The 6,235-nt window shown below is 63.6% G+C and carries 5 protein-coding genes; 3 read left to right on the top strand and 2 right to left on the bottom strand.

Annotated features, from left to right (window positions below; genetic code table 11):
• Window positions 1-1,000 precede the first annotated feature (1,000 nt).
• Window positions 1,001-1,582, top strand: coding sequence for a GNAT family protein (locus AB0P23_RS25275; RefSeq protein ID WP_052061477.1), 582 nt, complete (start codon window positions 1,001-1,003; stop codon window positions 1,580-1,582).
• On the opposite strand, the gene AB0P23_RS25280 is transcribed toward AB0P23_RS25275, so the two are convergent.
• Complete coding sequence (locus tag AB0P23_RS25280) at window positions 1,555-1,857, bottom strand: WhiB family transcriptional regulator (RefSeq protein ID WP_032364923.1); 303 nt, start codon at window positions 1,855-1,857, stop codon at window positions 1,555-1,557. The two genes, AB0P23_RS25275 and AB0P23_RS25280, sit on opposite strands and share 28 nt — an antisense overlap.
• Window positions 1,858-2,116: 259 nt before the next feature.
• Window positions 2,117-2,677 (bottom strand): gluconokinase, encoded by a 561-nt coding sequence (locus AB0P23_RS25285; protein ID WP_032364969.1) that lies wholly within the window; start codon window positions 2,675-2,677, stop codon window positions 2,117-2,119.
• Window positions 2,678-2,757: 80 nt separating this feature from the next.
• Between AB0P23_RS25285 and AB0P23_RS25290 the strand changes: the two genes are divergently transcribed.
• On the top strand, window positions 2,758-3,501 hold the full coding sequence (locus AB0P23_RS25290) for an FCD domain-containing protein (protein WP_027494331.1): 744 nt from the start codon (window positions 2,758-2,760) through the stop codon (window positions 3,499-3,501).
• Window positions 3,502-3,560: 59 nt separating this feature from the next.
• Complete coding sequence (gene otsB / locus AB0P23_RS25295) at window positions 3,561-6,113, top strand: trehalose-phosphatase (RefSeq protein ID WP_363799776.1); 2,553 nt, start codon at window positions 3,561-3,563, stop codon at window positions 6,111-6,113.
• The last annotated feature ends 122 nt before the right edge of the window (window positions 6,114-6,235 follow it).

Below are 6,235 nucleotides of genomic sequence, written 5' to 3' on the forward strand. Positions count from 1 at the left end.
ATCACTACAATCACCACCGACCCCACACAGGCATCGGCGGCAAGTCACCCATCGAGCGACTGACCGTCCACAACGTCCCCGAGAAGAACACCTAGTGCGCGATTCGCCGCCGATATTGTGAGATCAGTAGCTCGCAGTACCGCGGAATCGGAAGTCATACAACTTTGAGAAGCTCGTTGATCTCCGCGACGCGTTCATTCCGCATCACCCTCACTCCGCACACGGAGTACCACGGCAATCGTGTCTCTCAATGTCACTGAAACTGAGGGCTTTTGGTCCCTGACATCGATCGAGACGGCAATTGGCAAGTTTCGCCGCCCGCGCGCTAGCGATGTTCCCAACATTCGGTAAATGGCTATGTTGCCGGCGTCAATCCGGGCTGACGTCTCGCTCACACGCGTCACTTTGCCCCCTAGCGGCTCCAAAGCAGCAATGATGCGATCGATCGAGGTGCCCCGGGGTATCCGCGACCCGACCTTGATCGGGGCAGGAATTTGCGAAGAATTGATCAGTGGTGCTGCCATCTCGCATCCTCTCGCTTGTATACCCCGCCGCCAACACATCCGCCGTTGTCATTGCCCACCACACAACCGGTTTCGTGGAATGGAAGGCGAATGCTCCTGGCGACGGAAGCGGGCGTTTGTGGTTGCGGCTGTCTAGGTTCAGCCCAGGCTCATTTGCACTGCCGCCATGGCCAGCGCGGGAACGGCAACCCCGATGAATACTCCCCCGATAGCTCGTCTGACCTGCATGTCTACTCCTCGAAAAGCATGAGTTGTTTCGTGCTTCTGGACGCTTCGAACATAAAACGGCACAGACGTCCGAGACAAGGGTCTGAGCCAAAATAGTTCGCCAAGGTATCGAAAGTTTGAAACCTGAAGCACATCGCTTGCCGCTCAACTCCCGTTTCGGCTTCGACTCGAGCGGCGTTGTGCTCGACCTCATCGTGGACCCGAGAATAGAAGGCTGATCGGCGGGAAAGAGTGGAAAGGTCTCGTCAATGACTATGACCAATGCCCCGTGGCGTCATCCCCAGCCCCAGCTGTCACGACTTCGCCTGGACGCAATTCCCGCGGAGATGCTGCACGCCTTGGCAACGGGACAGTCGATTCCCGCATCACACCACCGCGTTTCGCCCTATCTCGCCGGGGTCGAATGCCGCAGCCTGTGGCGGAGGAGAAGCAAGCAGATCATCGACATCCCCGGTGATGCAGCGTGGATCACGCGGCTGATGGTCGACCCAAACGTCGCCATGCCAGTCGGCGTGGCCGGCTTCCACGGAGCTCCCGACGAGACGGGGATGGTGGAGATCGGGTACCGAGTCGATCCTGAGTTTCGTCGACGAGGCCATGCCAGACGTTCGGTAGAAACCCTTCTCGCCGTTGCACGGCAACACAAGGAAGTGCGTAGTGTTCGCGCCACAGTCAGCCCGGGCAACACGCCCTCGCTGGCCCTCATCGAGAGCTTCGCGTTCATCGAAGTGGGTGAGCAATGGGATGACGAGGACGGCCTCGAGATCGTCTACGAAGTCTCCGCAGCACCGGTACAGCAAGATCAAGCGGTACGAACGGCTCCGCGGTAGAAGTCTGCGCGATCGTGTGCAGACATTCCGCCCCACACGCCGTACGGCTCGTTCGCTTCGAGTGCGTGCTGACGGCATTGCTCGAGCACCGGGCATCGGCCGCAGACCTGCTTGGCGGTCTTTTCTCGCGTGGCGCGGGCACGGCCTCGCTCCCCCTCGGGATGGAAGAACACGGACGAGTCGAGACCACGACACAGACCGTCGAGTTGCCAGTCCCAGACATCTGCATTGGGAACGGGAAGTTGGACCGGCCTGGCGGGTGCGCCTCGCACCATGAGCTGTCTCCTCACTGAAAAGTGAACAAGCTCACCTTCTCTCATTCGTCGTACTTTTACAAGTCCTTTCGGTCATTCGTAGTACTTAAAATCAAGCGCGCTTGCTTGGAATATGCACTTACCGGACACTCCGCCCCGGACCTCTGCCCTGTTTCGGCCCCCGGGTGTGGATCAATGTCCCATTGCCGCACTCTGAGCGACTGAATCCCGCATTGATCCGAACCCGGGTGGGGAGCAAGAGGGCAGAGGCAGGCAGCACTCAGTGGCTTTCGGACATTCCTGCGCGTTTTTCGAGTTCGACGAGGACGTGTTCGGCGATTTTGGTGGGCGGCGGGCCGATGTCGACGACGATGGCGTTCTCGTCGTCGCCGAGGGGTTCCAGTGTCGAGATCTGGGTGTCCAGCAGCGAGGACGGCATGAAGTGGTCCATCCGTGCATTCAGACGCCCGCTGATTCGGTCCTTGGTTCCGGCCAGGTGCACGAAGATCACCGGCGCCCCGTCCCTGGCTCCTGCGCTCAGTACGTCCCGATACGACCGTTTGAGTGCCGAGCACGTCACGATTCCCGATCGTCCCGTGCTGGTGTGGTCGGTGATCCACTCGGCGATGATGTCGAGCCACGGCCATCGGTCCTCGTCGGTCAGGGGCTGACCCGACGCCATCTTCGCGACGTTGGCGTCCGGGTGCAGGTCGTCGCCCTCTTGGAGGTCCCATTTCAAGGCTCCGGCGAGGATGCCTGCCACGGTTGATTTGCCCGATCCGGATACCCCCATCACCACGAGAACCGGATGGTGCGCTCTGCCTGTCTTCTCTGCTGCCATGCCTCGATACTGCTCCATCCGGTGCATCGGGATCGGACAGACGCGAGAAACCGGGCAACCCGTGGGACGATCGATCGGACATGACCGAGACCAATGATTTTCGCCAACTCCACGATTCGGTGCTCGACGAGCTCGGGCGCGACATCGTGAGTGGCGCGATCCCGAGTGGCACCCGAATCTCGGCCGACGACGTCGCCGTGCGGTTCGCCGTATCGCGAACCGTGGTGCGAGAAGTCGTTCGTGTTCTCGAGTCACTGGGCCTGCTCACCGTTCGGCGACGCGTCGGCATCACGGTCCTGGGTTCGCAGAACTGGAACTCCCTCGACCCGGTGGTCATCCGCTGGCAACTGGCCGGTCCTGCCCGCGCCGAGCAGCTTCTGCTGCTCAGCGAACTGCGCTCGGGTATCGAGCCTCTGGCGGCCAAACTCGCTGCCCACCGAGCCACCCCCGAGCACTGCGGGGCGCTGACCGCGGCGGTTATCGGTATGTCGTCGACGTCGCGTTCCGCGGACTCGGAGGCCTACCTCGAACACGACTGCAACTTTCACCGCACGCTGTTGGAGGCGTCGGGCAATCCCATGTTGCGGTCGATGTCGGACATCGTCGTCGAGGTACTCGCCGGACGCACCCGCCATGCCTTGATGTCGCGGCAAGCAGACCCCGAGGCCATCCGGTTGCACGGAGTGGTCGCGTCCTCCATCCAGTCCGGTGACGCCGACGCCGCCCAGCGAGCGATGTTGGCCATCGTCACCAAGTCCGCGAGGTCGATGTCGGCTGCTTCCGGTGTGACGCCATCGCCCGGTCTGGTTCCCGACCAGCAGTGATACACCGGGCGCACGAAGCCAGGTACGCCGAGACGAGGTTCATCGCCTAGATTCGACGCGTGACTGCTCTCGAATTGCCGCTCGAACTTCGCCGCGCACTCGTCGGAGTCGCTCGGACTCCGCGTTTGCTCGTCGCGTCCGATTACGACGGAACCATGGCTCCGATCGTCTCCGACCCGCAGAAGGCCTTTCCGCACCCCGAGTCCGTCAGCGCCATGCGCGGGCTCGCCTCCCTCGCCGGCACCAATGCTGCGGTCATCTCCGGCCGCGCTCTTCGCGATCTCGCGATCCTCTCGCGATTGCCGTCCGAGGTGCAGCTCGTGGGCAGCCACGGCAGCGAGTTCGACGCCGGGTTCGTCAACGCCATCGACGACGACGCCAAGAAGCTCCTCACCGTCATCACCGGCGAGCTCCAAGCCATCGCCGACGCCCATCCGGGCGTGAGTATCGAAACCAAGCCGGCCAGCGTCGCACTGCACGTGCGCAACGCCGAGACTGCTGCGGGCGAAGAAGCCCTGGCCGCCGTGCGTTCCGGTGCTGCCGCACGCGACGGCGTCCAAGTGACCGAGGGCAAGTCCGTCATCGAGCTGGCCGTCATCATCACCGACAAGGGCGTCGCCCTCGATATCCTCAGACATCAGGAAGCCTCCACTGCCGCAGTCTTTTTCGGCGACGACGTCACCGACGAGAAGGCATTCGGCCACCTGCACGGACCCGACATCGGGGTCAAGATCGGACCGGGCGATACTCTCGCCGAGTTCCGCATCGACAGCACCGAGCACGTGGCACTGGCCTTGGCGTTCCTGCTCGAGGAGCGTCGGCAGTGGCTCTCCGGAGCCGACGCCCCGCGCATCGAACGACTGACGATGTTGGCCAGCCCCAACGCCGTCGCGCTGCTCACTCCCGATGCCGACGTCACCTGGCTCTGTCACCCCGAGCCCGATTCGGCAGCGGTGTTCGCACACCTGCTCGGCGGCGATCAGGCCGGACACTTCAGCATCGGACCCGTCCGCGCATCGCTTCCGTTGAGCCAGCAGTACGTGGACGGCACGATGACCGTGCAGACCAAGTGGGCCAGCCTGCAGGTCACCGACTACCTCCCGCACGACATCGGCCAGGGCCAGACCGCGCTGACCCGCGTCATCACCGGCAAGGCACCGGCCATCGTCACGTTCGCGCCGCGTCCGGAGTTCGGAAAGGCGTGGGCATCACTGGAACCCGACGTCGACGGACTGCGCATCCTCGGCACCGCGGACCCGATGGTCCTGCGGAGCCCCGGCGTCACCTGGAACATCGTCTCCGACGGATCCCAGCAGTCCGCCCACGCCGAGGTCGACCCGTCGAACGGGCCGATAGTTCTCGAATTGCGGCTCGGCACAGACGATCTGAGCGAGCACCCGTGGCCCGAGGTCGAACGGCGTCGAGCATCGGAATCGTACTGGAAGGACTGGGCAGACGGCCTGAATCTGCCGCCGCTCAAGCGCGACCTGATGAAGCGATCGGCTCTGACCTTGCGCGGCCTCGTGCACGCCGAGTCCGGTTCGATCATGGCCGCCGCCACCACGTCACTGCCCGAAGACATTGGTGGAGTGCGCAACTGGGATTACCGATACTGCTGGCTGCGCGACGCAGCATTGACCGCGACCGCACTGGTCGACGTCGGATCGACAGCCGAGGCCGAGAACTACCTCTCGTGGATTCACGGGGTACTCGAATCGGTGTCGGGACCCGAACGCCTGCACCCGCTCTACACCATCTGGGGCCTGGGCCTGCCGCCCGAGGCCGTCATCGACGAGCTGCCCGGCTACGCGGGTTCACGTCCGGTCCGCGTGGGAAACGCTGCCAACCAACAGGTTCAGCTCGACGTCTTCGGCCCCATCGTCGAATTGGTGTCCGCCCTCGCACACGCCCGCAAAGCCGCGGGGTCCGAGAACGGCCTGTCCGACGACGACTGGGACCTCGTCCGTGCGATGGTCGAAGCCGTCGAGCGACGCTGGTTCGAACCCGATCACGGCATCTGGGAAATCCGAGACAATCCCCGCCACCACGTCTACTCGAAGGTGATGGGCTGGACGACGGTGGACCGCGCCATCGGTCTGGCCGAAACCTTCGGCCGCACAGCCGAATCGAGCTGGTCCGAGCTTCGTGACACCATCCGAGAAGAAGTGCTCGCCAACGGCTGGAACGACGAGGTGCAGTCCTTCACCGCCGCATACGACGGCACCGACCTCGACGCGGCGACGCTGTACATCGGCCTGTCCGGACTGATCGAGCCGTCGGACCCGCGTTTCGCAGCCACCGTCACTGCAACCGAAGCCGAACTGCGCAGTGGATCGACGGTCTACCGCTACCGCCACGACGACGGTCTGCCCGGCGGCGAAGGCGGATTCCACCTGTGCGCAGCGTGGCTCGTCGAGGCATACCTGCTGGTGGGCCAACGCGCCGAGGCCGAGGCTCTGTTCGCTCAACTCGTCAGCGCCGCCGGACCGACCGGACTGCTCAGTGAGGAATACGACCCGATTGCCGAACGCTCTCTCGGCAACCACCCTCAGGCCTACAGTCACCTGGGTCTGCTGCGTTGCGCGAGATTGCTCAGCGCTCAGCCCGTCTGACCCCCACCCCCGGTTCACTCCTCCCCAGTTGGGATCAATGCGCCTTTGTTGTGCACTGGACCCCGTGGGTTGGACCGGTTAATGGAAATCCTAGGCTGCGAGGGCCTGGGCTCGGTATTGCA

This window comes from Rhodococcus sp. NPDC077669 (assembly GCF_040686915.1).
Lineage (GTDB): Bacteria > Actinomycetota > Actinomycetes > Mycobacteriales > Mycobacteriaceae > Rhodococcoides > Rhodococcoides fascians.

What these genes read in the sequence shown, in the direction of transcription:
- AB0P23_RS25285 (WP_032364969.1), bottom strand. Translation starts at nt 2,677, where the DNA reads ATGGCAGCAGAGAAGACAGGCAGAGCGCACCATCCGGTTCTCGTGGTG.
- AB0P23_RS25280 (WP_032364923.1), bottom strand. Translation starts at nt 1,857, where the DNA reads ATGGTGCGAGGCGCACCCGCCAGGCCGGTCCAACTTCCCGTTCCCAAT.
- AB0P23_RS25275 (WP_052061477.1), top strand. Translation starts at nt 1,001, where the DNA reads ATGACTATGACCAATGCCCCGTGGCGTCATCCCCAGCCCCAGCTGTCA.
- AB0P23_RS25290 (WP_027494331.1), top strand. Translation starts at nt 2,758, where the DNA reads ATGACCGAGACCAATGATTTTCGCCAACTCCACGATTCGGTGCTCGAC.